Below are 21,895 nucleotides of genomic sequence, written 5' to 3' on the forward strand. Positions count from 1 at the left end.
ATCCATGCAATCGCGGTTCGAAGACGCACACCCCTTTACGCCCGTACCATTCACCAACAATGGCCGCTCAGTCCAACCGGCCGTAGCCATCAAGGCCAGCCCGTTTCGCTGGCCCGATGCCCGAACGCTGCCCCGACGGCCATGGGTATGGGGCCGTTGGCTTCTGCGGGAGACCGTGACGGCGATTGTCGCTCCCGGTGGCGTCGGTAAGTCATCGTTCGTGGCGTCCATGATGCTCGCACTCGCTAGCGGGCGGCAAGACATTCTCGGCAAGACGAGCTGGGGCGGCCCAAAAACCGTCTGGTACTGGAACCTTGAGGACAGCCTCGGCGAACTCGAGATGCAGCTGACCGCCGCGGCGCTGTTCCACAACGTGTCAGCAGTGGAATGCGACTCCCGCATCTTCGTCGACAGTGGCCCCGAAGGTGCAGAGCTGTGCATCGCGCTCGAAGGCGAGGCCGGCTTCCAAGTGGCGGTACCCGTCGTCGACGCCTTGGTCGCCGAGCTTATTACCCGGAAGGTGGACGTGCTGGTGATCGACCCGTTCGTGTCGTCACACAGCGTCAACGAGAACGACAATGGCGCGATTGACGCTGTGGCCAAGACTTGGGCCCGCATCGCCAAGCGCGCGAACTGCGCAATCGTTCTCGTCCACCACAGCCGAAAGCTGGGCGGCGAGAAGGTGTCGGCGGAGTCCGCACGCGGCGGCAGTTCGCTGATCGCGGCGGCGCGTGTCACGCTCGTCCTCAACCGTATGGATTCACGAGAGGCGGAGCAATTTGGGATCACCGATGAAGGTGAGCGGCGGCGCCTGTTCACCGTGCAGGACGACAAATCGAACCGTGCACCAGCCGTAGACGCGGAATGGTTCAGAATTGCATCGCAAGATGTTGGCAATTCAACCGGTCCTGACGATCCCTATGGCGAGAAAGGTGACAACGTTGGTGTCGTGATCCGCTGGACGCCACCGGACGCTTTTGAGGGGCTGACGGCTGACCACCTACTGAAGGTACAGCGCCGTATCGACGGTGGGGCATGGAAGGAGAGCGTGCAGGCCAAGGACTGGGTCGGGTTTGCGGTTGCCGACGCCATCGGGCTCGACGCTAGCAAGGCCGACAACAGCGATCGCAAGCGCATCGGCCGTCTCATCCGCACTTGGATCTCCAACGGCGCCCTCGTCGTCGTCAACCGTCGTGACCCTGTGAAGCGGGAGGAAAAGCCCTTCGTTGAGGTTGGTCGGTGGGCAGACGACGCCTCCGCCCCACTTACTCAAGGTGGGGCGCATGAAGTGGGGCAAGGTGGGGCACCGCTACCGCCCCGCCCCACCTCCCCCCCTTTAGGGGAGGTGGGTGGGGCAGCCGGTGCAAAGGCCTGCGTGAAGGTGGGGCAGAGTGGGGCAGGCAGTGCTGAACCCCGGGTCGTCTTCCCCGCAGGCAATCCCGCCTTCCGGCCGATCCTCGCGCCTGGCGAGACGGGGCATGAGCCTCTGCCCAATGATCCATTCGAAGGAACTGACTAATGGAGCGCATGGCATGAACCGCTGGGAAACCCGGCTCAAGAAGCTGGAGGATATGCGTCCCGAAGGGACAGGCGTGTGGTATGGCCTCGTGCGGTACGCTCCGCCGGAGGGATCATCCGAATGGGTCACGCCAATGCTGGTACATCTCGGCTGGTCGCCTTCGACGTTTGCGATGATTGTCGTCGATGCGAATGACCCGACCAACGCCACGCCGGCCGCAGTCATCGCTCCGACTGCCTTTGACGAGATTAGCGAGCAGGACAGAACCCGCTATTTCGCTGCGGGCCGCGATCCTGGGCGCTGGTTCCTCGTCGTAACTGGCCGGGGAGCGCCTGACGCCATGCCAATGCATAACGGCAGCGCGGCCTTCATCAAGGATCTGCGGGATCAAATCGGCCGGTCGCAGGGAGGGTATTTTGGACAGTTCTGAGCCCCGTAATCTACCCGAAAATACGGGCGATGGGCGATTCAAGCCCGGCAACCCCGGCAAGCCGAGGGGCGCACGTCATCGTGTCACCCGCGCCATCGAGGCGCTGCTGGAGGGGCAGCACGAAGCCCTGACAAAGGCGGCAATCGACAAGGCGCTGGAGGGTGACACGGTTGCCCTTCGCCTGTGCCTGGATCGTCTTGCGCCACCCCGTCGAGACGCGCCGGTTAGCATTGATCTTCCGCCGGTGAAGACCGCTGCGGATGCCGTGTCAGCCTCTTCAGCGATCTTGGCGTCGGTGACCGCCGGGGACGTAACGCCGGATGAGGCTGGTCGCGTGATGGCCCTGCTGACCGCCCATAAGGCGATCGTCGAGACGGGCGATCTTGAGCAACGCATCGCAGCATTGGAAGAAAGGGGCAGGGCATGACACGCATCAGGGAACGTGTGGCACGACTGGAGGGCGCGCTGATCGGCGCAAGCCGGCTGATCGTGGCGCAATGTGGGGCGGCCCAGGACGTTGATGCGCTTTTGGCAGCGCATGGCGTCGAACCGGCGGCGGCGGATCTGCTGGTGATCGTCCGCAAGCCGAACTGCGACAGTGGGCGCGTTTCAGTCAGCTGATGGGTCGCTAAGCGCTAATAGGCGCTGCCCCCAGTCGAAGCCGCTGTCCCGTTCGCTGACCTTTCCCGCCCCGCCATTCCCCCGCGCGGTGCAACAGCCCATGTGCTTCAGCCCGCATGACAGTCCGACGAACGGTGCTCCGATCGTGGAAGCGCAGCGCCGCCGCTATCGTTGAATAACTTGGCATGGCGCCAGTCTCATCGAAGGTCGTCTGACAGTAATCCACCAGCTCGCGATAGCGGGGGACGGCGCGTTTCCTCAGCTTCGGCATCCGCCAGCGTTACGGGTGCCGCCTCGCTGCGGAATAGTGGGTGAAAAGGCTGACGCCCACTATTTCATGGGCGACCCAGCGCCATAGTCAAAAGCATCAATCGGGCCCGATGGCCTCCATCACATATTGGATGATGCCGATGACCGATCATGCGACGCCTGGACGCCCCGCTCCTCTTCAAATTGATGGCAAGGTCTTCTTCAGCAGCCAGCGCGAAGTCGATCAGTTTCTGGCACTAAACACGCATTCGACATCATGGCGTCCAGCCGGGGCAAAGCTCGCGGGCTTGGTCGATGCGATGTCTGCCGGAATGGCCGCCGATTGCCCGCACCGATCGGATTTGTCGCGTACGACTGAGGCCGTTGTTGCGTTGCATTCTCTAGCTGAGCGTGCGCTTGCCTCCGGACTCGATGGGTCGGCGGTAAACTTCTACGCACGTGCATTTGTACATCTTCGAGCGCTGGCTGCCGCAGGCTCAACTGGGGCTGACCGCCAGATCACGGCATGGTCGAGCGTCTTGGAGGGCGAAGGCATCCTCCGTGATGTTATTGCCGCCGCCGATCGCATCGCCAGCGGTGAGGCCCACTGATGGGCTTGCAGATCGACTGGAGCCTGCTGGGGCGCCCGACAGACATCGGCGGTGCTGCCTTGCAAGGGTATCAACAGGGGCGGGCCTCCGCCGCCTCCAACGCGCTCGCTCGTGATCCATACAACCGTGACGCGCTAAACGCTCTGTATGAAGTTGATCCGGCCAGGGCCGCTACGATGGAGAAGGCGGGGCAGGATCGCCTGACGTTCCAAAACAAGCAGGACACGGTCCGCCGTCAGAATGCTGCGCGTGGTATGATCCCGGACGTCCTCGCTGGCGTAGGTCTTGCCGATAGCGGACGCCACATGAACGCCCTTCCCGCGTCTGGTAACGTTACGCCCAGCGGCGAAGTGACGGTAACCGCACCCGTCAAACACAAGACCATAGCTGACCTCTACGCGCTCGATCCGGAATTGGCAGGAAGCCTGTCGACACAGATCGGATCGATGCAGGAAGCCCAGCGCAAGCAACTCCGGTTTGAGGCTGACACCCTTGCCGCCGCCGCGTTTGCTGCTCGCCAGGTTCCATATGCCAAGCGGCGGGACATTATCGACCAGCACCGTGCAGCGCTCACGCAGGCAGGCTTTACACAGGACGAGATCGACAATTTCGACCCATCAGACGAGGGGCTGGCTGGCGCGATCACCCAGTCACTGGGCGTCAAGGACGCGCTTTCCCAGCAGCTTGCCGAAAAGCGGTTCGATTGGCAACGCGAAGACGATCGCGTCGACAATGCCCGTGCCGCCCAGTCGGAGGGTCGGCAGGAATATTACCGCGCCCGCTCTGACCGGCGCGCACAGACCCGCTTCAACGAACGCGCCCTGGACCGTGCCGCGCTTGCCGGCGTCCGCACCGACACCTCCGATCTGGATTATTGAGTATGCCGCAGCAGCATCCCGTCACCAATCCGCGCATCGTCAAGCTGATGGAGCTTGAGGCGGCCGGTCGTATCAAGCCTGAGCATCAAACCGAACTCGACACCTATCGCAACCGTGGACTTGCACCCGCGTCCAAGCAGCCGACCGTCGAGCAGGGCAAGGCGGGGACCTTCTACCACCGCGCCAGCGGGGCTGACGCCGATTATCAGGCGACCAATAACGGCGAGGGCGTGGCTCCGCGCGGAATGGCGCGCCAGTGGCTGCATGACTCGTTTCCGGACCTTGAGAATACCTGGTTCAATGATGCGGATCGGCAGAAGGCGGACGCGGCGCAGCGGGACTTCATCGCGGCGACACTGCGCTATGAGTCGGGTGCGGCGGTCCCCCCGAGTGAATTCAGCAACCAGTATCGCACATTCTTTCCGATGCCTGGCGATGGCCCCGAGGTGATCGAACAGAAGCGGGCGCAACGGCAACGCGCGATCGAGGGCCTGAAGGTCAGCGCCGGCCCGGCCGCGACCGCACTTGATCGTCAGGGCAAGACATTCGAAGGCCTGAGTGCGGACAGCGTGACGGATTACGCCTTGGGTCTGCGCGACCGGAAGCCTGGAAAACCTCAGCGGCGTGACGACGGATCGATTGCCGTTCAGATGCCCGATGGAACGTTCAACACCTATCCGGACCAGGCTTCCTACGAACACGGCATGGCGGAAGACCAGCTCGCGGCGGCGTTCGGTGGCGATCGACATAGCGACGGGTATCGAGCGGCGTACAAGGCACGGTTCGGTGAAGAACCCGGGATCGTCGTCGACGTCGAAGGTGCGAGCGGACCGAAAACGATAGATGCCGGTGACGGTGCGTTCGGCTCCTTCTCTCGCGGTGTCGGGGACGCCGCGACGTTTGGTGGTCTCGATGAACTTGGCGGGGTCGCGGACACCCTCGCAGGCAGCGGGGGCGACGGCAGTTTTCTCGACCGATTGGGCCGCAACATTGACCGTAATCGCGCGATCATGGCGGGTGACGAGCAGAACCACTCCACGGCTCGCATCGGCGGCCAGTTGCTCGGGGGCCTCGCCATTCCGTTTGGTGCCGGCGCTCGCACGCCTTCTGCCCTTGCCCGTGTGGGTGCGCTGAGCGGCGGCGCCTATGGCTTCGGGTCAGGAGAGGGCGGCATCCTTGAGCGGGCACCTAGCGCATTGGCAGGCGCCGGACTCGGTGCCGTCGGGGGCTATGCGTTCGGAAAAGCCGCCCCTTACGTTGGCGACGCGCTGGCTCGTATCCGCCCTGGTTCGTCTTCGGCACGCACTGAAGCCCATGCATTGGCTGAAGCTGGTGCGCGCCAGGACGTACCCATGACCGCCGCCGATCTGCGGCCCGGCGCCCGTAACGCGTTGGCCTTCCTCGAAGCATCGCCCGGCGGCGCAGGCCCGGTACAGGACGCTTTGCGGTCAGGTAACGAAGCGCTGGAGGGTGCCGTAACACGCGTTGGAGGCGGTACCGCACAGACGCCCGAAAGCATGGGACTGACAATCCAGAATGCGGGTGCCCGCATGATAGACCGTACGCGGCAGATCAAGAACGACCTGTATGCCGATGCCGAGCGAATGGCCCCAACGACCACCGTGCGATCGCAATCGGCGCTTGATGCCATCGACGGCAATATTGCTGAGCTGTCCGAAACCCCCAACGCCAACCGTGGGCTTCTCAGCTTGTTGCAGGACATGCGCAACGATCTGGTAGTGCAGAATAGCAGTAATGGGCGATACACGCCGCGTCCCCTGTCCATCGCGGCCATCCGTAGTATGCGGACCGCGATGCGCGGTGAGATCGGCTCGCGCAACCTGACGATGACCGATGCCGAGCGGCGGGTAAGCCAGATCATCGATGCGGCGTCCTCGGACATCACCGACGCATTGAATCGTACCGACCCGCGCGCCGCCGCCGCGTATCGTCGTGCTGACCGCTATTATGCGCAGCGCCAGCAGTACATTAGGGACGTTGTTCAGCACTACACTGGCCCGCGCGACCGGCCTTATTCGGGCGAGCAGGCCTACTAGCGTGTCATGTCCTTGGCTGGGGAACGTGGCGACCGTGAGCGGCTTGCAGGCGTCATGCGGGGCCTGAGCCCGGACGAGCGCGCGGATGTGGCTTCGACGGTTGCGGCGAGCCTTGGCCGGCGCACAGCCGACGACGACTTTTCCCCGGCTCGTTTTGTTACCCAGGCACAAAAGATGCCGGCGGCGGCGCGTGAAGCGGTGTTCGGACGGGAGGGCGCCGATGCGATCAACGACCTGATCCATATCGCGACAGCCAAGCGGGACACAGCGAACAGCTTGAATCGATCGCGGTCTGGACAAGTGGCGAACTATGATCGCTTTCTGACTGGAGCATTCAGCCTTCTAGGCGCCGGCGGCGGCTATGCGGCCGGTGGGGTTGGTGGCGCTGCTGCGGGTACGGTGGCGGCAGCGGGCGTGAAATTCACCGGGCTCAATTTGACGGCACGCCTGCTGACCAATCCCCGCTTCGTCGAGTGGCTCGGTCGTGCGCCCAATCAGACCACGCCAGCGCAGATTACCGCGCATGTCCGTCGCCTTGGCAGTATCGCGGCTCGGAACCCCACCATCCGGGGAGAGCTATCTCAAGTCCAGCAACTTTTAGCCGCTGACGTGGGTCGTGCACGCGCCGAGGACGGCAACGACGAACGCCAGGAGCCATAGGCCTATCCACCGCCAACGTTTAGACGGCGTAAACCTATATACGGCGGCGCCAGCGGCAATGATGGGCCAAATTTGCACCTCGTAGATATAGCGATCGGTATAGCACCTGACAGTTCTCTTCGACGTTCAGTGCCTGCACAGCCGTGCGTCTACCGATCCTGTATCCTTATTAAGCGGCGCTTGCTCGAACCCTCAGCCGAGGCATGAAAGCCGCTTGATGGTCAGTCGCCCCCACAGCCGCCTAGCGATCGATCTGGTTGGGCGACAGCGGGGCTGCCGGACTTTGTGGCGCCGCAGGCTAGCGGTGGCGTCACCTGTAGGCGATGGTCATGAAGAGCGGCACCGCCTGATATAGCGACAGACGGTTCCATGCCGAGCGCGCGGCGTCATGGCTTCATGAGCCCGGCCGCCCTCAGCGCGTCATTGATCGTCGCCGTCGGATCGAAGCGCAACAAACGTGCCGACGACTGCCCCTGCGGTACGGTTGCGGCGATGTCGACATGCCGGGGCGGTGCTACCGCCGGTACGATCCCCCATGCCGCAGCAATCCGGTATGTAGAGGATATACCGACCTCGAGCATATGTGGACCCGGCATGCCACAGGCCTCATCGCCATCGGTAGCCAGTGGCGTCCCATGTCCCATGCCCGTGACGATATATTCTTCAATCACCACACGTCCGTCCCGGTTATGCCAGGTGCGGCGGCTGTGGGCATCGATCCGCTCGGTTACGTTTGGCTCGCCGACGCCGTGGATTCCGCGCCACTGGTCGACGATCAGCCCGGCGTTGACCGCGTCAACCGTGGGGTCTGCCGTGCCATGCCAGATCGAAACCGTTGGCCAAGGACCGCCATGCGCGGCTGCCATTCGCACACGATCGCTCAGGGTAGCGCGGTCGTGGCCGCGACCGCGCATGCGTTCGAGTGCTTCCGGCACGCTGTGAGCAGTGTCGAATGGCAGCCCCGCGATAATCGCGCCACCGGCAAAAAGCTCGGGATGACACGCCAGCATTGCGGACGTCATCGCGCCGCCCGCGGATAGGCCGGTGACGAAAACCCGTGCCGGATCAAGGCCAAAGCGCCCGACCGTCGCGATAACCATGTCACGGATCGACCCAACCTCGCCGCCGCCCCGCCGCGCATCCTCGGGCGAGAACCAGTTGAAACAGAGATTGGGGTTATTCGCGCGCTGCTGCTCCGGAAACAGAAGCGCGAAACCGAACCTGTCCGCCAGCGTCGACCAGCCCGAGCCATGATCATAGGAGGCGGCGGTCTGCGTGCATCCGTGCAGCACAACGACGAGCGGTGCACGGGTGGGTAGACCCTGCGGAATATGCAGATAACCCCGCAGAGCGCCGGGGTTAAGCCCAAAATCGTCCAAGGACGTGAGCGATGCCGCCCGCCGGTCTGTCATATCTCCGGAGGCCGCCAAGTTGCGGAGATGGGCGATGGTGTCGGATATTGAGCGCATAGCGGTGCCCCTTTTCGGCAGTGGGGGAGCACTGGATAGGCTATGCCTGCCGCACACATCCTATTGTGCATTGCAACATAACTGGTGCGCCCGGGCTCGCAGCGCAAGGCGTCCTCGGCACGGACCCTAGCCGCCCATTTAGCAGAACCGCCGACGTCGCCCCTGAGCGGATGGCCCTCAGCTAAAGGTCTCTACGGAAAAACAGCTCCGGCTCGCCTTGTGGCAACAGACCTACAATCTGTCCGGCAGCGATCCATCCCGTCCCATTTATGAGGGACAGCGCTGGCACGTTGGCCGCCCCCGACGAAATGTAGATTCGGCCGGTCAGCGTCGTACTCAGGGCGTGGACCAACGCCTGGGCGATCCCCCTGCGGCGGTAATCGTCATCGACGACCAGTTTGTTCACATAGTCCTTGCCGATGCACCCGCCATGCTGCCAAGCGAGGTATCCGACGACGGTCGCGTTCACCTCCGCCACCAGCATACGCCTTTCGACAATCTCATTGATGCGATCGCCCGAAAACGAGTCGAACTCCATCAATCGCGGCAGGTCGCGCGGCTCCCCGCGCCGGATAGCGACCATATGCAAGCCCCTCATATCGTTCGGCGAATTACGGCACAGCGGTTGAAGCGTTGCAAGTACAATGGTCGAGAAACCGAATGAGTCCCGTGGAGATTTAGTCGTTTGCCGCTATCATCTCGTTCACCTTGTTCGTCAGCGCATCGAGCGTGAACGGCTTGGTCAATAGCTCCATCCCTGGCTCCAGATGCCCGTTCCCCACTGCCGCATTCTCGGCATAGCCCGTGATGAACAGCACTTTCAGGCCTGGGCGCAACGATCGCCCAGCGTCGGCCACCTGTCGCCCGTTCATGCCATTGGGCAATCCGACATCCGTGATAAGCAGATCGATACGCGCACCGGACTGTAGCACTTTCAGCCCTGCGGCACCGTCAGCTGCCCCAATGACGGTGTAGCCCACCTCGTCGAGCACCTCGTTTACCAGATGCCGGATAGTCGCCTCATCGTCCACGATAAGGATCGTGCCGCTGCCGTGATCCGGCAATGCGGCCACCATCTCTTCTACGTCGTCTTCCGCATCCCCCACATAGCGCGGCAGGTAGATGCAGATGGTCGTCCCCATCCCCAGTTCGGAATATATGCGGACCTGCCCACCCGACTGCCTGGCGAAACCGTAGATCATCGAAAGGCCTAGGCCCGTCCCGTGCCCTAGAGGCTTGGTCGTGAAGAACGGCTCAAATGCACGATTGATCGTGTGCTGATCCATGCCGGACCCGGTGTCCGTAACGCAGATGGATAGGTACTGCCCTGGGGGCAGGTCCCGTTCCCTTGCGCTGCGATCATCCAGCCACTTGTTGGCCGTCTCGATCGTGAGCCGCCCTCCATCAGGCATGGCGTCGCGGGCATTGATGCATAGGTTCAGCAAAGCGTTTTCGAGCTGCCCTGCATCGATGCACGCCGTCCACAGCCCCCCGGCGCCAACCACTTCCATGCTGGTTTCCGGCCCCATCGTCCGGCGGAGCATGTCCTCTAAACCGTTGATCAGCCGATTGACGTCGGTGGGGCGCGGATCAAGGGTTTGGCGGCGGGAGAACGCCAGCAGGCGCTGAGTCAGCGAGGCTGCGCGACGGCCCGCACCTTGGGCCGCGAGAATGAAGCGATCCAGATCCTCCAATCGCCCTCGCGCAACGCGGTGCTGAAGGAGTTCGAGGTTGCCCATCATGCCGGTGAGCAGATTGTTGAAGTCATGGGCCAGGCCGCCCGTAAGCTGCCCTACCGCCTCCATCTTCTGCGCTTGGCGCAAGGCCTCTTCGGTTCGGTGCTGCTCCGTCAGATCGCGACCGATGATGTAGAAGAGGTCCGAACCCACATCTGGCACGGCTGTCCACATGATCGTGCGAAAACTGCCATCGCTAGCCAGCACCTGATCGACGAAGCCGGTGACCATCTCCCCCGCCGCCAGTTGTGCGACGACCCGAGCAGTTTCAGCGTGATCCGCCGCATCGACGAATTCGACAAAGGGTCGTGAGAGCAATTCAGCTTCTACCCAGCCCAATAGTCGCGTCCACGCCGGGTTCACCTGAACCAGATAGCCATCCAGTCGGGCGGTCGCCATCAGGTCGTTGGTCAGCTGCCACACCCGATCTCGCTCTGCGGTGCGTTCCTCCACCCGTTGTTCGAGAATCAGGTTCGCGGCCTTCAACTGGGCCTGGCTTTCCTTGAGGGCAGCATCTGCCAGCACGCGTGCAGTCGTCTCGTTGGTGAAAACGAACAGGCCCGCAATCTCACCTTCCGCGTCTAGGACACGGGAATAGGAGAAGGTGAACCACGTATCCGCTGCGCCGCGATCGGTGTCGAGCTTCCAAGGCAGATCGTTGAAGCGCTGGCTCCGTCCTGCAAAGGCTTCATCGATGATGGGCTTGGCCTGTTCCCAGGCATCCGACCATACGTCCTTGAACGGGGTGCCCATCGCCCAGTCGCGGCGCGGCCCCAGCAGCGGGATGTATGTGTCATTGAAGAAGAATGTCAGATCGTCCCGCCCCCATGCGAGGATCATCGATTCCGGGGAATTGAGCAGGAGGCTCAGAGCGACCTTTAATCCCTCAGGCCAGGTCTCGGGCATGCCGAGGGGATGTCCGGTCCAATCCCGTTCGAGGATCAGGCGAGCGGCTTCACCGCCGCCGGACAGAAAGCGTAACGAACGAGGGAGCGGAGAGTCAAATTGATCGGAGCGGGGCATGGAAGCGAAATACCTCAAGCGCCCCGGCGTTCAATTTCGCTAGATCAACTTTATGATAATGCTGTGAATGGGTTGTGCTCGACCAGCGTGGTTACGGCAGTCGACTTAGGTCGTTTCGGGCTTCGCCAAGCGGACTCCAACGCCGCCAGATGTCGATTTTTGATCTGCCCCGATTAGCGTGACGCCAGCGGAGGCCAGCGCGCTGGATAAGGCCTCGAGCGAATTGTACGCGATCGGATTGCCGCCCTCATAACGGCGCACTGTAGCAACGCCGATACCAGCTTGATCAGCAAGTTCTTGAGCGGACCAACCTAAAAGGGATCGTCCGGCTCGGCACTGCTCGACGGTCATCATGTGATATTTATTAGATCACTTTAAGCTTGATTGCTAGAAAAACTAGTGATATGAAAACTATCAGTCGGCCGAGACAGGGAATCCTACCTCCCCGCCCCGGCCTGACCAGAACCGATCACGGAAGGATCGAAAATGGCTTATTCCTCCATATCCTCTCGCATGCGTCCGGCCAAGCAGCGCTGGGAAGCCGGCCAGGTCGTCAACGTCGGCTTCATCAAGGACCTCGTCGTTAAGGCGCGCGTCCTGACCCCTGGTGACGGCCGTCCTGACATCTGGGCGCTGTGGCAGCCCTCCACTAACCGCTTCTACCAGTTCCAGCCCCATCTGGGCCTGACGCGGGTCGAGACCCTTGCTGAAGCGATGGAGGCCTGATCATGGCATTGAACAAGATCACGTCGCGTGCCGTCGATATGGCACGCCAACATCTGCGTACCGGCAACCCTGGCGCCTATGCCCGTTCGCTGGCCGGTGAACATCGCGCTACCAATGCTCGTCAGCAGCGCGCGATCGAAGCGGTGATCGCCGCCGACGCCTGCGAGCGCCTTTTCACCCGGCATCCGTCGAACGGCTGCCTGATGGCGCGGGAGGGCTAAACGATGGCTACCGAAACCACCCGTCGCGCCCTGTTCGGGGGCGCTGGCCTCGTCGCGCTTGCCGCCGCCGTCCCGGCTGTCGCATCTACCATGTCCACCAGCTCGGGCGTCAGCCCTGCCCTGGCCAAGCTGATCGCCGCTGCGGATGAAGCCAAGCGTCAATGCGACGACTTCGACACGGCCACCTATGACCCGCTGAAGGCGCGCACCGACGCACTGATCGACGCCGTCCCGCATGTGACGGTCGACATCCAGAACAGCCCCTTTTGGACCACGGCCGAATCCGCCGCTGTCAGCCTCGCTCGGGACATCGTGCGCGGCGATCCGGGCCGTCTCCATCCCAGCAGCGCGCAACTGCGTCGCCTTGTCGCAGCCGACCTGCACCGAACCCGCCAGGCACAGCGAATGAAGCGTCAGACCGGCCTGCAGGCCGCTTACGACCGCTCGAATGCGCTGGCTGACACCATGGCGACCACCGAATGGGATGTAGCGCTGTTCCCCTGCGAAACCGCCGCTGACCTTCACGCCAAGCTGGCTTTCATGATGACCCGGCAGATGGATGACGGCGTCGCAGTGCTCGACGTCCTGCTGCCTGATGCCGCCCGCATCGCGAACAAGGAGGGCTGATCCATGACGGACGTGATGACCCGTCCCGCAGTGTTGGATGGTGCCGAGCAGACGGTTACGCATCAGCATCTCGACCGATCCGCTTGGGAAGCAGCCACCACTAAGCTGCGAGCCGAACAGACACGCGACCGCGCGCTGGATGCCCGCCACAGTGAGGCGCAGGCGAATGGCACGCTGACCGAGGATCTGGAACAGGAATGGTCGGATAGCATCGAGCCGCTCGGCGAAGCGGAATGGGCGCTGTTCGCCACGAGCGCCCCGGATCTGGCGGCGCTCGACTGGAAGCTCAAACACCTCGCGGATCATGGCATGCTGGAAGAGCAGCACGTCGAACAGCTTCGCGCGGACATCGCGCGTCTCTCCAGCGTGGAGGGCCGCTGACATGTCGACCACCAGCGAAACCTTCTGCGCTCTGCTCGACGCGCACGATGATGCCGTTCATCGGTTCAACTCCCTGCCGGACGCCGCCGATGACACCCCTGAATACGAACAAGCGTCCCAGGCGATGTGCGAAGCCTCCGACCTCGCGGACAAGGCAGAGCCGACGTCCTGGCCGGAGTTCGCACGCCTGTTGAGCCATATGGCGAGCGGCGGACAGACCGGGATTGACGAGGACAACGCCAACCGGCTGATGCTCCATGCTCGCCGGCTGCTGGCGGCGCCTGAGGAACACCGCAGCGCTTGGATCGCCGTCCTGGCCGAATATCAGCGCCTCAAGGCCATATTCGACGACATGCCCCGCGGCACCGATGGCGAGGACGAAGCCAATGAAGCGTCCCTAGACGCGCTGGACACGCTGATCATCAACACCCCGGCGCCAGACTTTGACGCCCTGCTGCTCAAGATGGATGCGGCGCAGGAACGTTGCGAGGATATTCCCTTCAGCGAGGAATATGCGGCGGCCATCCGGGCCGACGTCGAACGCCTCAAGCAGGAGGTGCGCTGACATGGCCACCCTCCTCCACCCCGCCCCGTTTAACCCCACTGCTTGGCTCCACGCCCTCGTCCAGATCGGCGGCGGCTATGCGCTCACGTCCGACCGCAAGCTGTGGCTCGTCATTCAGGACTGCCCCGCCGATGACCTGACGCCGCTGATGGCGCAGATCGTCGGACATCCTGACCGAGCCGAGGCGGTGCGCCAGACCATCGAACAGCGGCACTATGGGGAGGCGGCATGATGGGACACGCTGCCGTCACCCCGCCACCCAGCGCCAACCGTGCAATGCCTTGGCGCCGATCGCGCCGCCGTCCCTGGCATCGGCTGGACCGGGTCGCATCGCCGCATGCCGTGCTGGCCACCATCCCTTCCCTGCCCCGTGCCGAACTGGCGCGGATCACCGAACGGCTGATCGACCGCATGGACGAGCTGGACGGGGACACGGACCTCGAGCCCGAGGATCTGGAAGAAGACGATCCCACGGAGGCGGATGACCTTCACTCCTGAACCGATCACGCCGCCGGGCCCGTCCCGGCACATGGAACACAGGCCCGTCGCTCGCGATCGTCGAGCGGCGGGCTCTCCGCGCGTGCACCGCTTCCGCGATAGCCTGGCGCTGTCCGAGCGCTTCGTAGACGCCGATTGGTGGATTCCGATGTACCGGCGCGCATTCCCGACGATGGTGTCAGCGGTGGCCGTCCGGGAAGACGGATGGGCGCAGCGAGGCGGGATAGATCGGCTACTGACCCTGTCCTGTGGGCGAACCTATACCGTCGACGAGAAGGTGCGGATGCACGACTGGCCAGATGTCTTGCTGGAGCGCTGGTCGGACGAAGCGCGTCGCGTGCCTGGGTGGATCCAGAAGCCGTTGGCGGCCGACTTCATCGGCTATGCCTATGCGCCCGCCGGGATGTGCCTGCTGCTACCTGTCGTGCCACTACAGCGCGCTTGGCGACAGCATGGGCGTAAGTGGATCAACCTTTACGGGACGCGGTCAGCGCAGAACCCCGGATATGTGTCGGTCGGAGTGCCTGTGCCGCGTCATGTGCTGATGCAGGCGATCATCGAGGCAATGGTGGTTTTGCAGGCAGCATAGCTCAGATATGCTCAGCGAGCGCTGATGAAGGGACGATCTTCGACCGTTACGTCAAACCCTTCGAAGCGTTCAGGGATCGAGGGGAGTTGCCCTCCATAAGTCCTGTCGACCCAGACCTTTAGGCCTGTGAATGTCGGGCTACGCCATGCCAGAACCGTAACCGCCGACAGAGGCAGCCCTAACACTGACTGTAATGCTCGGGCTGCCTGCTGCATATCCATATTATACGTTATGGCCACCAACCAAGGTGACTTTAAAGTGCGAAAGCACTTTATCGATAGGCAGCATGAACGTCAATTGCTGATCTCCCGAACCAGCAAATAACAAACCCACCGCAGAACGTTCGCCCGCTCCGTCCTCATGAACGATTAACGATCCGCTATCTCCACGATCGCTAAAGGGTTGCCCCAGCGCCCCCTGGATCGCAAAAACGTTATCGAAATAAATAATGCCACGGAATAGCGGCGTCTCCATTGCCACTGGTACAAATCCCACGGCCTGTGCGACGATTGTCCCCTTCGTATCCCCTGTAGTCCTGCCAATCTTTCTTACATTCATGCCGGGAACGGGTGGAACAGTGACCGTTGGAGTGTCGTATGCTGACCTTTGCATAGAGGACAGCACATCATGCCCCTTCAGTTTGAAGATAGCTGCATCGAGATTTTCAGTAACGTCAACGTTGTCAGGTATTCCTGACGTCCACGGCGCCACCGAGGCGTGGTGCCCAACAGTAAATGGGTCGTGGCCGTTCGGTCGCACATCCAAAAGCCCTGGCGCCATGATCGGAAAACTCACGTCAGTATATGAACACCCCCCGCTCACATGATTATTGGTTAAAGCAAAAATCTCACCTTTTTCGTCTTTAACCAGTGCCCCCAAAGTTCCTGCGGATACCGAATTAGCAACCGAAATTGAGGATCCGCAGGTATAGAACCCCTTGTGAAGAGCATGTGCAGAGGCTGGAACGCCACCGGATAGTGGCAGTCGAACCTGAGGTGGGTGGGATTTAATATACTTGAACTTGTGCCCACCGTCAGATTCGGAAGGCAGAGCTTCCAAATCTCGCTTTGTTAATTTTTGATGCGTTGCTACGACAATTTCATCTTTTTCCGGATTGATCCCGACGAAATTTATCTTTCTTTGGTTCAGTATGGCGATGGCCTGTTGTGGCTGACTTACCTCAGCTAGATCATCTAGGTCATCTTTTCGGTTTTCGTACAGGTCGTCAGGAGGCTGGTAAGTCAAGATGCCTTGCTCCGCCGCCCATGATTTGAATCGAAGCGCCACCTGTCGCAAATTGGAATCTACATCATTGACTGTTTTGGTCACTTATTAGCCTCCCGCCTTTTCGACAGTAGTGCATAGGGCAACCCGTGAGTCGAGGCCCATCTGCTATGAACTGCGCGGACCTCGAAGCGAGATCGCCTCTAGGTCCTTTTGGCCTCACGCGACGCATCAAGCGCACTTGACCTATGTTCCCTTTTCGTTCCAGCTAGGCCGGGTCACGAATCGCTGGAATATGAGCATGATGCAGCACGACCCCCGCCTGCGCGAAGCCGCGCGCGCTATCTATGAGGCTTGCTATCCCTCGGATGAATGGGCGCAGTTCGCGTTCGACGAGGCAGAGCGATACGGGACCGTGCATTACCGTCAGGCCGTGGATGGTGCGCTGGCGGCTCGCGCCTGTTTGGCTGCCGCTGGCGAACAGCTCGCGCTGCCCGTCACGTGACACTTCAGCCTGCGATGCGCCTGCATGACGTGCCGTTCGACCTTGTCCCGCGCGAGGTGCCATTCTTCCTGTGCCGGACGCCGGCGGGCTTCCCATCGCCTGCCCAGGACGACATGGAAGAACCGATCGATCTGGGAGCCTGGCTCGTCGAGCATCCGGCCGCCAGTTACATCATGCGGGTCGAGGGCGGATCCATGGCAGGCGCCGGGATCACCGATGGCGACCTGATCGTGGTCAACCGTGCCAAGCGAGCACGCACCGGTTCGATCGTCGTCGCGCTGGTCCATGGTGATCGCACGCTGAAGCGCCTGAAGCAGATGGACGGCCGCTATTGGCTTGTCCCGGAGGCGGATGGCTTTTCCCACATTCTCGTCGACGAATATGTCGAGATCTGGGGCGTCGTGGTGGGCGTGGCTCGCAAGGTCGTATGACCTCGCCAATCGCCCTGATCGACTGCAACAACTACTATGTCAGCTGTGAGCGAGCGTTCGACTCCAGCTTGGTGGGCGTGCCGGTCATCGTGCTGTCCAACAATGACGGCTGTGCGATCGCGCGCTCTGCCGAGGCGAAGGCGCTGGGCATTAAGATGGGCGATCCGGCCCATCACCTGCGCGACCTCATCCGACGGCATGGCATTCAGGTCCGATCGTCCAACTATACGCTCTATGGTGACATGCAGCGCCGTGTCCTGGCTGCCTGTCAGGCGTTCGTCCGAGACTTTGAGATATACTCGATCGACGAGATATTTCTCGACCTGGCCGGGTTCGATGACCGCGACTTGGTCGATCACGCCCATCGCCTCCGCGCTCAGGTTCTGCGCTGGACGACAATCCCCAATTGCGTCGGCATCGCGGATACCAAGACACTGGCCAAGCTGGCGAACGCCGCCGCGAAGAAGCAGCCGCGCTTCGGTGGCGTTGCCGACCTTCGAGATGAATGCCTCCGCCAGGACGTCATGCAGATTTTCCCCGTCAGTGACGTCTGGGGTGTCGGCAAGGCGACGGCGCTGAAGCTGGCAGCGCTGGGCGTCACCACCGCCGCCGGACTTCGAGATATGCCCATGAAGCAGGCCCGAGGCGTCGGCACGGTCGTCTTGGAGAGACTGGTCGCTGAGTTGCGCGGCATTCCCGCTGACGCCGTTGAGGCGGTCGAGCCGCAGCGCAAGGGCATGGCTGTCACGCGGTCCTTCGGGACGCCTGTGACTGAGTTCGACGCCCTGATGGGCGCGCTATCTCAATATGCGCTTCGGGCCGGGGAGAAGCTGCGCAATCACGGTCTCGTCGCGGGGCGGCTGACGGCGTTCTTCCATACCAACAAGCACAAGCCCGACCGCCCGCAATATGCCGGGTCCCGAGCGGTCGCACTGCATCCAATGACGAGTGATAGCCTGGAATTGATCGCCGCCGCCCGGCGGTGTGCAGAGCGAGCTTGGCGGGATGGATACGCCTATACAAAGGCAGGAATTCTGCTCGACGATCTGATGGCGGCGGATGATCGCCCCCGGACGCTATTCGAGGCCGATACGGAAAAGCGCGATCGTCTCATGGCTGCACTGGACGAGGTAAACGGGCGCTTCGGAACATTCACGGCCGTTACTGCCGGACAGGGCTTCAAACGGCAGTGGCGGCTTCGATCAGAAATGCGGTCGCCTGCATGGACGACGCGGATTGATGAGGTGCCGACGGTTCGGGCATGATGCACGGACGCTGTAACAAAACGTGTCGCGGGGACCCTGCCCCAGACTACACCGTTTCAACCGTCTCCAACCTACATTTGCTTGTACCCATCTGGGAGTGGTCGCATGAGACGCAGCACAGGATTCCTAGGCGTCGGTCTTATCGGCGCCGTCGTGTTGGGCGGCTCAATCGCTGGCGGGTACTTGGACCAGCGATACAACCCTCAAACCGCCGCCAAGTCGTCATTCGGACAGGGCGCATCGCCTGCGCAGGAAATGGAACGCCGGAGAGGCAGGGCTGCAACCGTTGCAATAGCCGAGGCCGCGGTCCGCTAAGTGAACTGGATAGCCTCGCCGCAGCAATGGGGCCTTGCCGCACTCGATTGAGATAGCGGCAGTCATTCTCAGAATTGTGCACGAGCTAGACACACACCGTCCGCCCGCCACCCCAATATGGAGCAGCGAGCGCTTACCGCTTCAACGAAGCTTTGCTTTGTCCGATTGGGGAATGGCTTTGACAATCGCAGTGACTGCGACGGCATAGGGGTGAACACCTTCAGGCGTCGGCTGGCTTGCCAGTACTGGCCACGTACCCGGTGCCGTGCTGTCATACCAGAATGGACGCGTGTCGATATAACCGGCGATGCGTCCCTCGGCCCCGGACTCCTTGTAGGCTTCGAGTTGATATTTAAAGCCGACGCCCCAGCCATTGGTCGGCGTGCCCCATTCATTGCCAGTTACGAGCGTCTGACCTGACCGGCTCATCCATAAATCGGTGCTCGTCGTACGCGGCAAAACACCTGTCGCCACGACGCGGATACCCGGATAGCGGGCGGTAAATCGGTCGATGAAACCGACATAATTCGCCTTCATGGTCGTGTATTTGGAGTTGAGGTCGTTCTGGCCGAGCTGGTCAATTAGTACCGTGAAGGGCAACGCTCGGCCCGTATTGAACTGAGCGGCCTGGTCCATCACCTGCCAGCGGAGCAATGCGCCGGTCGTCAATTCCAGTTGCGACTTCGCGCCCGGCATCCCGATCAGGAAGTGCGGCACACGTCCATAGGTCGAATCCGCAGTGTCCAGCCACTTGCGCAGCCAGCCCAAATTGCCGCGCGTATCGGCCTCCACCGCATATTCCTGGCGGGCTTCGCCGATGCTGTCCACGGCCCCCAAGACCACCGGGCGACCGTCCCAGCCTTTGGCAACGCACAGATCGGGGCCGTAATAGGCTGGCTGTGACTGGCCGCTACCCGTGTCCAGAGACGCGGTGCTGAAGTCGTTCGGCGTGTCGAGGTGCGCCGTGACGCTTGCCAGATCAGTCCCGCCCCAAACGCGCTCGCCCCTCCCGGCTTGGATGCGATAAACCGGAATCTGCTTTTCGCCTGCGGCGGTATGATAGGCGGTGGTCATGGCCACGTCGCTGTTCGCCGGAATGCCGCCCGCTAGGTCGATTGGATCCGTCCAGACGCCCGACGTGCCGCTGTCAATCGTCGTACCTGACGCGTTGTCGAACGTCGCACGGACCTTACTTGACCCGATCGACAGCCAGAAGCCGTCAAGGATTGTGGCATTACCCGGCAGGACTGACTCCTGTGGAGCATTGCCCCCTTCAGTCGATGCGAAGCCCGCGAAATGGCAGCGGACCGATGTCACTGCATTCTGCGGCGAACCGGCGATGATGCGCGTCATGACAAACGGCGTGTCGCTGCCAGCGGTTACAAGCGCGCCGCTCGGCATACGCAGGCGCGTGAAAGCGAACATATAACGATCGGGATTCCCCGCCGTCGGGGTTGGCGTAGCTGTGGGCGTGGGACTTGGCGTCGGGGTGGGAGTGGGCATGACGATCGGGAGACCGTCCGGCGCATTGAACGCGCCGTTCATGGCAACGGTACAACTGCCGATCATCAATGAAAGCGCAAGTGGAATGCTGGTCGCCGTCGTGCCCATGAATATTTCCCCCGAATCAACCCTGTTAAGTCGGCAACTGCATTCAGTTCGGGGGGCGGTGCAACGCAGATGGTCCGGACCAATTCTCAAATGAGGACAGTCGGCACGCCCATTCTCACGCGGCGTTGGCTCTCGCCGGAGAAAGGCGATTCGCCTTCATGCTCGGTCACTGTTTCAACAAAAAATCTCTAGATCGCCATCCAGTGAGACGAATTTGTACTCATCCCTAATAGTACAAGAGCAATGAATTCGCAAATATTCGAGAACTAGCCGACTCCACGGTTGATCATTCCAATCCCAAATGCAGATTTGAGTAAGCAACATTTTGTAATGTTAAAGGCAAATTATTGGCTGTCACCCCAGTTCACTTCATGTCAGTCTCCGCACGGCGCATCAAAGCGCAGATAAACGGGAGACGGCTCGAATGATTGCCTTTGCCCTTATTTTGTTGGCTGGAGCACCTGCTGCCGCACTCCAGCAGGACCCAGGCGACGTCCAGTGCACAAACGAGGTTATTCCGCCTTGGTGGAACGAGGCTGATAACGGCCCCTGGCCCTGCGAGGCAACGGGTTATCATCCGCCCGGTACACTTCCGCCCTGGGCAGTGCCAACCAACCGTTCCGATCACACCAGCGCACTGGCCATCGAGGACAGCGACACACCAACCGAAAAATAACCCGGTAGACGGAGTACGATAATGAAAGTGACATCCAGACGAATGCGCTTTGCAGCGCACCTCACCGCTGCATTTTTCGTTATCGGCGTGACCGGCGCGTCGTCACAGGCGATCGCCCAAGAGGACGACAATCCTTACGCCCATTGCCTGAGCCACTGCGATGATCTGACCGGCGACGTACGCGCGGCATGTCGAGCAGAATGCTTTGGCGACCCTTGGCCGGTTCCGCCTGGCAACCCAGGCGGTGGCGACGAGAAGCCGCATTAAGTTTCGAGCGCGGCGGGATGGCCCCCCGCCGCTTTTCTCGTCGGGAATACCGGCCCCAGCACCTTCATCCGATCGGCCGGGTACGGCCGCTGAAGTGCCACGACCTCTTCTGCCGGTGCGCGTAGCCAAGTCGTCACGTCATCCGGGTGCAGGACAGTAATCATCGCCTTTGGATGAATGGGCTCGACCAACTCGTTCGCGTCGCAGGTTACCATCGCGAACGATCGCCCCTCTACCGTCTGCTGCCAGAACCCCGCGACAGCGAATATCGGCTGATCGGTGACGCTGAACCACATCTCGCCTTTCAATGGCGGCTTGCCATCCCCCAGGTCGTGGCGGTCGGGGGTGAACTCGCAGAACTCTGTGAGCGGGATGATGCAGCGGTTCGCGGGATCAGCGGCTAGGCGGCGCCACTGCGGCAGCTCTAAGTTTCGCACATTGGTCATGGGATACGGGGCTTTTCCGCCCAGCACGTCCCAGGACATGACGTCCCAAGCGCGCTCGCCATCCTGTTCCCTGATCACATAGGATCTAGCCTTTGGGCGTAGTTCCTGTGGATGGAAGCGATTGTCGCGAGGCCGCTCCTCGAAGAGCTTGGCGGCCGATTGGAATATGGTCTGCGGCTCGCCATCAAATCGGGCTCGGTTACACATGTGCTCGACTGACCCTGGGTTACCGTAAGCTGCTTCAACGCTCTGCTAAGGGTCTGTTTCCGATGGGTTTAGGCTAACATGAGGCCCA

The 21,895-nt window shown here is 61.7% G+C and carries 27 protein-coding genes; 20 read left to right on the forward strand and 7 right to left on the reverse strand.

The annotated features are described in order from the left end of the window. Nucleotides 1-4: 4 nt before the first annotated feature. From ACQR50_RS14130 to ACQR50_RS14165, 8 genes are all read left to right on the forward strand, one after another. Nucleotides 5-1,519 (forward strand): AAA family ATPase, encoded by a 1,515-nt coding sequence (locus ACQR50_RS14130; RefSeq protein WP_428970709.1) that lies wholly within the window; start codon nucleotides 5-7, stop codon nucleotides 1,517-1,519. A 13-nt stretch (nucleotides 1,520-1,532) separates the two neighbouring features. Next, nucleotides 1,533-1,949, forward strand: coding sequence for a hypothetical protein (locus tag ACQR50_RS14135; protein ID WP_428968794.1), 417 nt, complete (start codon nucleotides 1,533-1,535; stop codon nucleotides 1,947-1,949). Further along, nucleotides 1,936-2,376, forward strand: coding sequence for a DUF5681 domain-containing protein (locus ACQR50_RS14140; RefSeq protein ID WP_428968795.1), 441 nt, complete (start codon nucleotides 1,936-1,938; stop codon nucleotides 2,374-2,376). The genes ACQR50_RS14135 and ACQR50_RS14140 overlap by 14 nt, the downstream gene beginning before the upstream one ends. Beyond that, on the forward strand, nucleotides 2,373-2,570 hold the full coding sequence (locus ACQR50_RS14145; protein ID WP_428968796.1) for a hypothetical protein: 198 nt from the start codon (nucleotides 2,373-2,375) through the stop codon (nucleotides 2,568-2,570). The genes ACQR50_RS14140 and ACQR50_RS14145 overlap by 4 nt, the downstream gene beginning before the upstream one ends. 401 nt (nucleotides 2,571-2,971) lie before the next feature. Beyond that, complete coding sequence (locus tag ACQR50_RS14150) at nucleotides 2,972-3,430, forward strand: hypothetical protein (protein WP_428968797.1); 459 nt, start codon at nucleotides 2,972-2,974, stop codon at nucleotides 3,428-3,430. After that, nucleotides 3,430-4,308: a hypothetical protein gene (locus ACQR50_RS14155; RefSeq protein WP_428968798.1), complete on the forward strand. Its 879-nt coding sequence runs from the start codon at nucleotides 3,430-3,432 to the stop codon at nucleotides 4,306-4,308. The genes ACQR50_RS14150 and ACQR50_RS14155 overlap by 1 nt, the downstream gene beginning before the upstream one ends. Nucleotides 4,309-4,310: 2 nt before the next feature. Then, nucleotides 4,311-6,365 carry a hypothetical protein gene (locus ACQR50_RS14160; protein ID WP_428968799.1) on the forward strand — a complete coding sequence of 685 codons (2,055 nt, stop codon included), beginning with the start codon at nucleotides 4,311-4,313 and terminating at the stop codon, nucleotides 6,363-6,365. A 54-nt stretch (nucleotides 6,366-6,419) separates the two neighbouring features. Next, complete coding sequence (locus tag ACQR50_RS14165) at nucleotides 6,420-7,025, forward strand: hypothetical protein (protein ID WP_428968800.1); 606 nt, start codon at nucleotides 6,420-6,422, stop codon at nucleotides 7,023-7,025. A 386-nt stretch (nucleotides 7,026-7,411) separates the two neighbouring features. Here ACQR50_RS14165 and ACQR50_RS14170 read toward each other — a convergent pair whose 3' ends face one another. The 4 genes from ACQR50_RS14170 to ACQR50_RS14185 all read right to left on the reverse strand — a co-directional run bounded on the left by ACQR50_RS14170 (nucleotide 7,412) and on the right by ACQR50_RS14185 (nucleotide 11,607). Continuing rightward, the gene (locus ACQR50_RS14170; RefSeq protein ID WP_428968801.1) at nucleotides 7,412-8,437 is read right to left on the reverse strand and encodes an extracellular catalytic domain type 1 short-chain-length polyhydroxyalkanoate depolymerase; all 1,026 of its coding nucleotides are present in this window, start codon (nucleotides 8,435-8,437) and stop codon (nucleotides 7,412-7,414) included. Nucleotides 8,438-8,675: 238 nt separating this feature from the next. After that, nucleotides 8,676-9,077 (reverse strand): GNAT family N-acetyltransferase, encoded by a 402-nt coding sequence (locus tag ACQR50_RS14175; RefSeq protein ID WP_428968802.1) that lies wholly within the window; start codon nucleotides 9,075-9,077, stop codon nucleotides 8,676-8,678. A gap of 94 nt (nucleotides 9,078-9,171) precedes the next feature. Next, nucleotides 9,172-11,136 (reverse strand): ATP-binding protein, encoded by a 1,965-nt coding sequence (locus tag ACQR50_RS14180; RefSeq protein ID WP_428968803.1) that lies wholly within the window; start codon nucleotides 11,134-11,136, stop codon nucleotides 9,172-9,174. Between the two features lie 222 nt (nucleotides 11,137-11,358). Further along, entirely contained in the window at nucleotides 11,359-11,607 is a 249-nt protein-coding gene (locus ACQR50_RS14185; RefSeq protein WP_428968804.1) for a helix-turn-helix domain-containing protein, read from the reverse strand. Between the two features lie 159 nt (nucleotides 11,608-11,766). On the opposite strand from ACQR50_RS14185, the gene ACQR50_RS14190 reads away from it, so the two are divergent. Genes ACQR50_RS14190 through ACQR50_RS14225 form a run of 8 tightly spaced genes read left to right on the forward strand, consistent with a single transcriptional unit; the run spans nucleotide 11,767 to nucleotide 14,860 of the window. Next, a complete protein-coding gene (locus ACQR50_RS14190) occupies nucleotides 11,767-11,979 on the forward strand; it encodes a hypothetical protein (RefSeq protein ID WP_428968805.1) in 213 nt (70 codons plus the stop codon). A gap of 2 nt (nucleotides 11,980-11,981) precedes the next feature. Then, complete coding sequence (locus ACQR50_RS14195) at nucleotides 11,982-12,200, forward strand: hypothetical protein (protein WP_428968806.1); 219 nt, start codon at nucleotides 11,982-11,984, stop codon at nucleotides 12,198-12,200. A 3-nt stretch (nucleotides 12,201-12,203) separates the two neighbouring features. Beyond that, nucleotides 12,204-12,827 carry a hypothetical protein gene (locus tag ACQR50_RS14200; protein WP_428968807.1) on the forward strand — a complete coding sequence of 208 codons (624 nt, stop codon included), beginning with the start codon at nucleotides 12,204-12,206 and terminating at the stop codon, nucleotides 12,825-12,827. A 3-nt stretch (nucleotides 12,828-12,830) separates the two neighbouring features. Continuing rightward, a complete protein-coding gene (locus tag ACQR50_RS14205; RefSeq protein WP_428968808.1) occupies nucleotides 12,831-13,208 on the forward strand; it encodes a hypothetical protein in 378 nt (125 codons plus the stop codon). Between the two features lies 1 nt (nucleotide 13,209). Continuing rightward, nucleotides 13,210-13,773, forward strand: coding sequence for a hypothetical protein (locus tag ACQR50_RS14210; RefSeq protein WP_428968809.1), 564 nt, complete (start codon nucleotides 13,210-13,212; stop codon nucleotides 13,771-13,773). A 1-nt stretch (nucleotide 13,774) separates the two neighbouring features. Further along, entirely contained in the window at nucleotides 13,775-14,005 is a 231-nt protein-coding gene (locus tag ACQR50_RS14215; protein ID WP_428968810.1) for a hypothetical protein, read from the forward strand. Then, the gene (locus ACQR50_RS14220) at nucleotides 14,002-14,271 is read left to right on the forward strand and encodes a hypothetical protein (protein WP_428968811.1); all 270 of its coding nucleotides are present in this window, start codon (nucleotides 14,002-14,004) and stop codon (nucleotides 14,269-14,271) included. Before ACQR50_RS14215 ends, ACQR50_RS14220 begins: the two co-directional genes overlap by 4 nt. Beyond that, complete coding sequence (locus ACQR50_RS14225) at nucleotides 14,255-14,860, forward strand: hypothetical protein (RefSeq protein WP_428968812.1); 606 nt, start codon at nucleotides 14,255-14,257, stop codon at nucleotides 14,858-14,860. The genes ACQR50_RS14220 and ACQR50_RS14225 overlap by 17 nt, the downstream gene beginning before the upstream one ends. Nucleotides 14,861-15,082: 222 nt before the next feature. Here the strand turns inward: ACQR50_RS14225 and ACQR50_RS14230 are convergent, their stop codons facing one another. Then, entirely contained in the window at nucleotides 15,083-16,189 is a 1,107-nt protein-coding gene (locus ACQR50_RS14230; RefSeq protein WP_428968813.1) for a hypothetical protein, read from the reverse strand. 136 nt (nucleotides 16,190-16,325) lie between these two features. Here ACQR50_RS14230 and ACQR50_RS14235 point away from each other — a divergent pair, with 136 nt between their 5' ends. The 3 genes from ACQR50_RS14235 to ACQR50_RS14245 are packed head-to-tail and all read left to right on the forward strand — an operon-like array spanning nucleotide 16,326 to nucleotide 18,285. After that, nucleotides 16,326-16,589 carry a hypothetical protein gene (locus tag ACQR50_RS14235; protein ID WP_428968814.1) on the forward strand — a complete coding sequence of 88 codons (264 nt, stop codon included), beginning with the start codon at nucleotides 16,326-16,328 and terminating at the stop codon, nucleotides 16,587-16,589. Continuing rightward, nucleotides 16,586-17,020 (forward strand): LexA family protein, encoded by a 435-nt coding sequence (locus ACQR50_RS14240; protein ID WP_428968815.1) that lies wholly within the window; start codon nucleotides 16,586-16,588, stop codon nucleotides 17,018-17,020. Before ACQR50_RS14235 ends, ACQR50_RS14240 begins: the two co-directional genes overlap by 4 nt. Further along, a complete protein-coding gene (locus ACQR50_RS14245; RefSeq protein ID WP_428968816.1) occupies nucleotides 17,017-18,285 on the forward strand; it encodes a Y-family DNA polymerase in 1,269 nt (422 codons plus the stop codon). Before ACQR50_RS14240 ends, ACQR50_RS14245 begins: the two co-directional genes overlap by 4 nt. A gap of 456 nt (nucleotides 18,286-18,741) precedes the next feature. On the opposite strand, the gene ACQR50_RS14250 is transcribed toward ACQR50_RS14245, so the two are convergent. Further along, the gene (locus tag ACQR50_RS14250; RefSeq protein WP_428968817.1) at nucleotides 18,742-20,211 is read right to left on the reverse strand and encodes an SGNH/GDSL hydrolase family protein; all 1,470 of its coding nucleotides are present in this window, start codon (nucleotides 20,209-20,211) and stop codon (nucleotides 18,742-18,744) included. Nucleotides 20,212-20,908: 697 nt separating this feature from the next. On the opposite strand from ACQR50_RS14250, the gene ACQR50_RS14255 reads away from it, so the two are divergent. Then, nucleotides 20,909-21,154 carry a hypothetical protein gene (locus ACQR50_RS14255; protein ID WP_428968818.1) on the forward strand — a complete coding sequence of 82 codons (246 nt, stop codon included), beginning with the start codon at nucleotides 20,909-20,911 and terminating at the stop codon, nucleotides 21,152-21,154. Here ACQR50_RS14255 and ACQR50_RS14260 read toward each other — a convergent pair. Continuing rightward, on the reverse strand, nucleotides 21,151-21,807 hold the full coding sequence (locus ACQR50_RS14260) for an SOS response-associated peptidase family protein (RefSeq protein WP_428968819.1): 657 nt from the start codon (nucleotides 21,805-21,807) through the stop codon (nucleotides 21,151-21,153). The genes ACQR50_RS14255 and ACQR50_RS14260 overlap by 4 nt on opposite strands. Nucleotides 21,808-21,895: the final 88 nt, after the last annotated feature.

It is taken from the genome of Sphingomonas sp. Xoc002 (assembly GCF_050408055.1).
Lineage (GTDB): Bacteria > Pseudomonadota > Alphaproteobacteria > Sphingomonadales > Sphingomonadaceae > Sphingomonas > Sphingomonas yabuuchiae.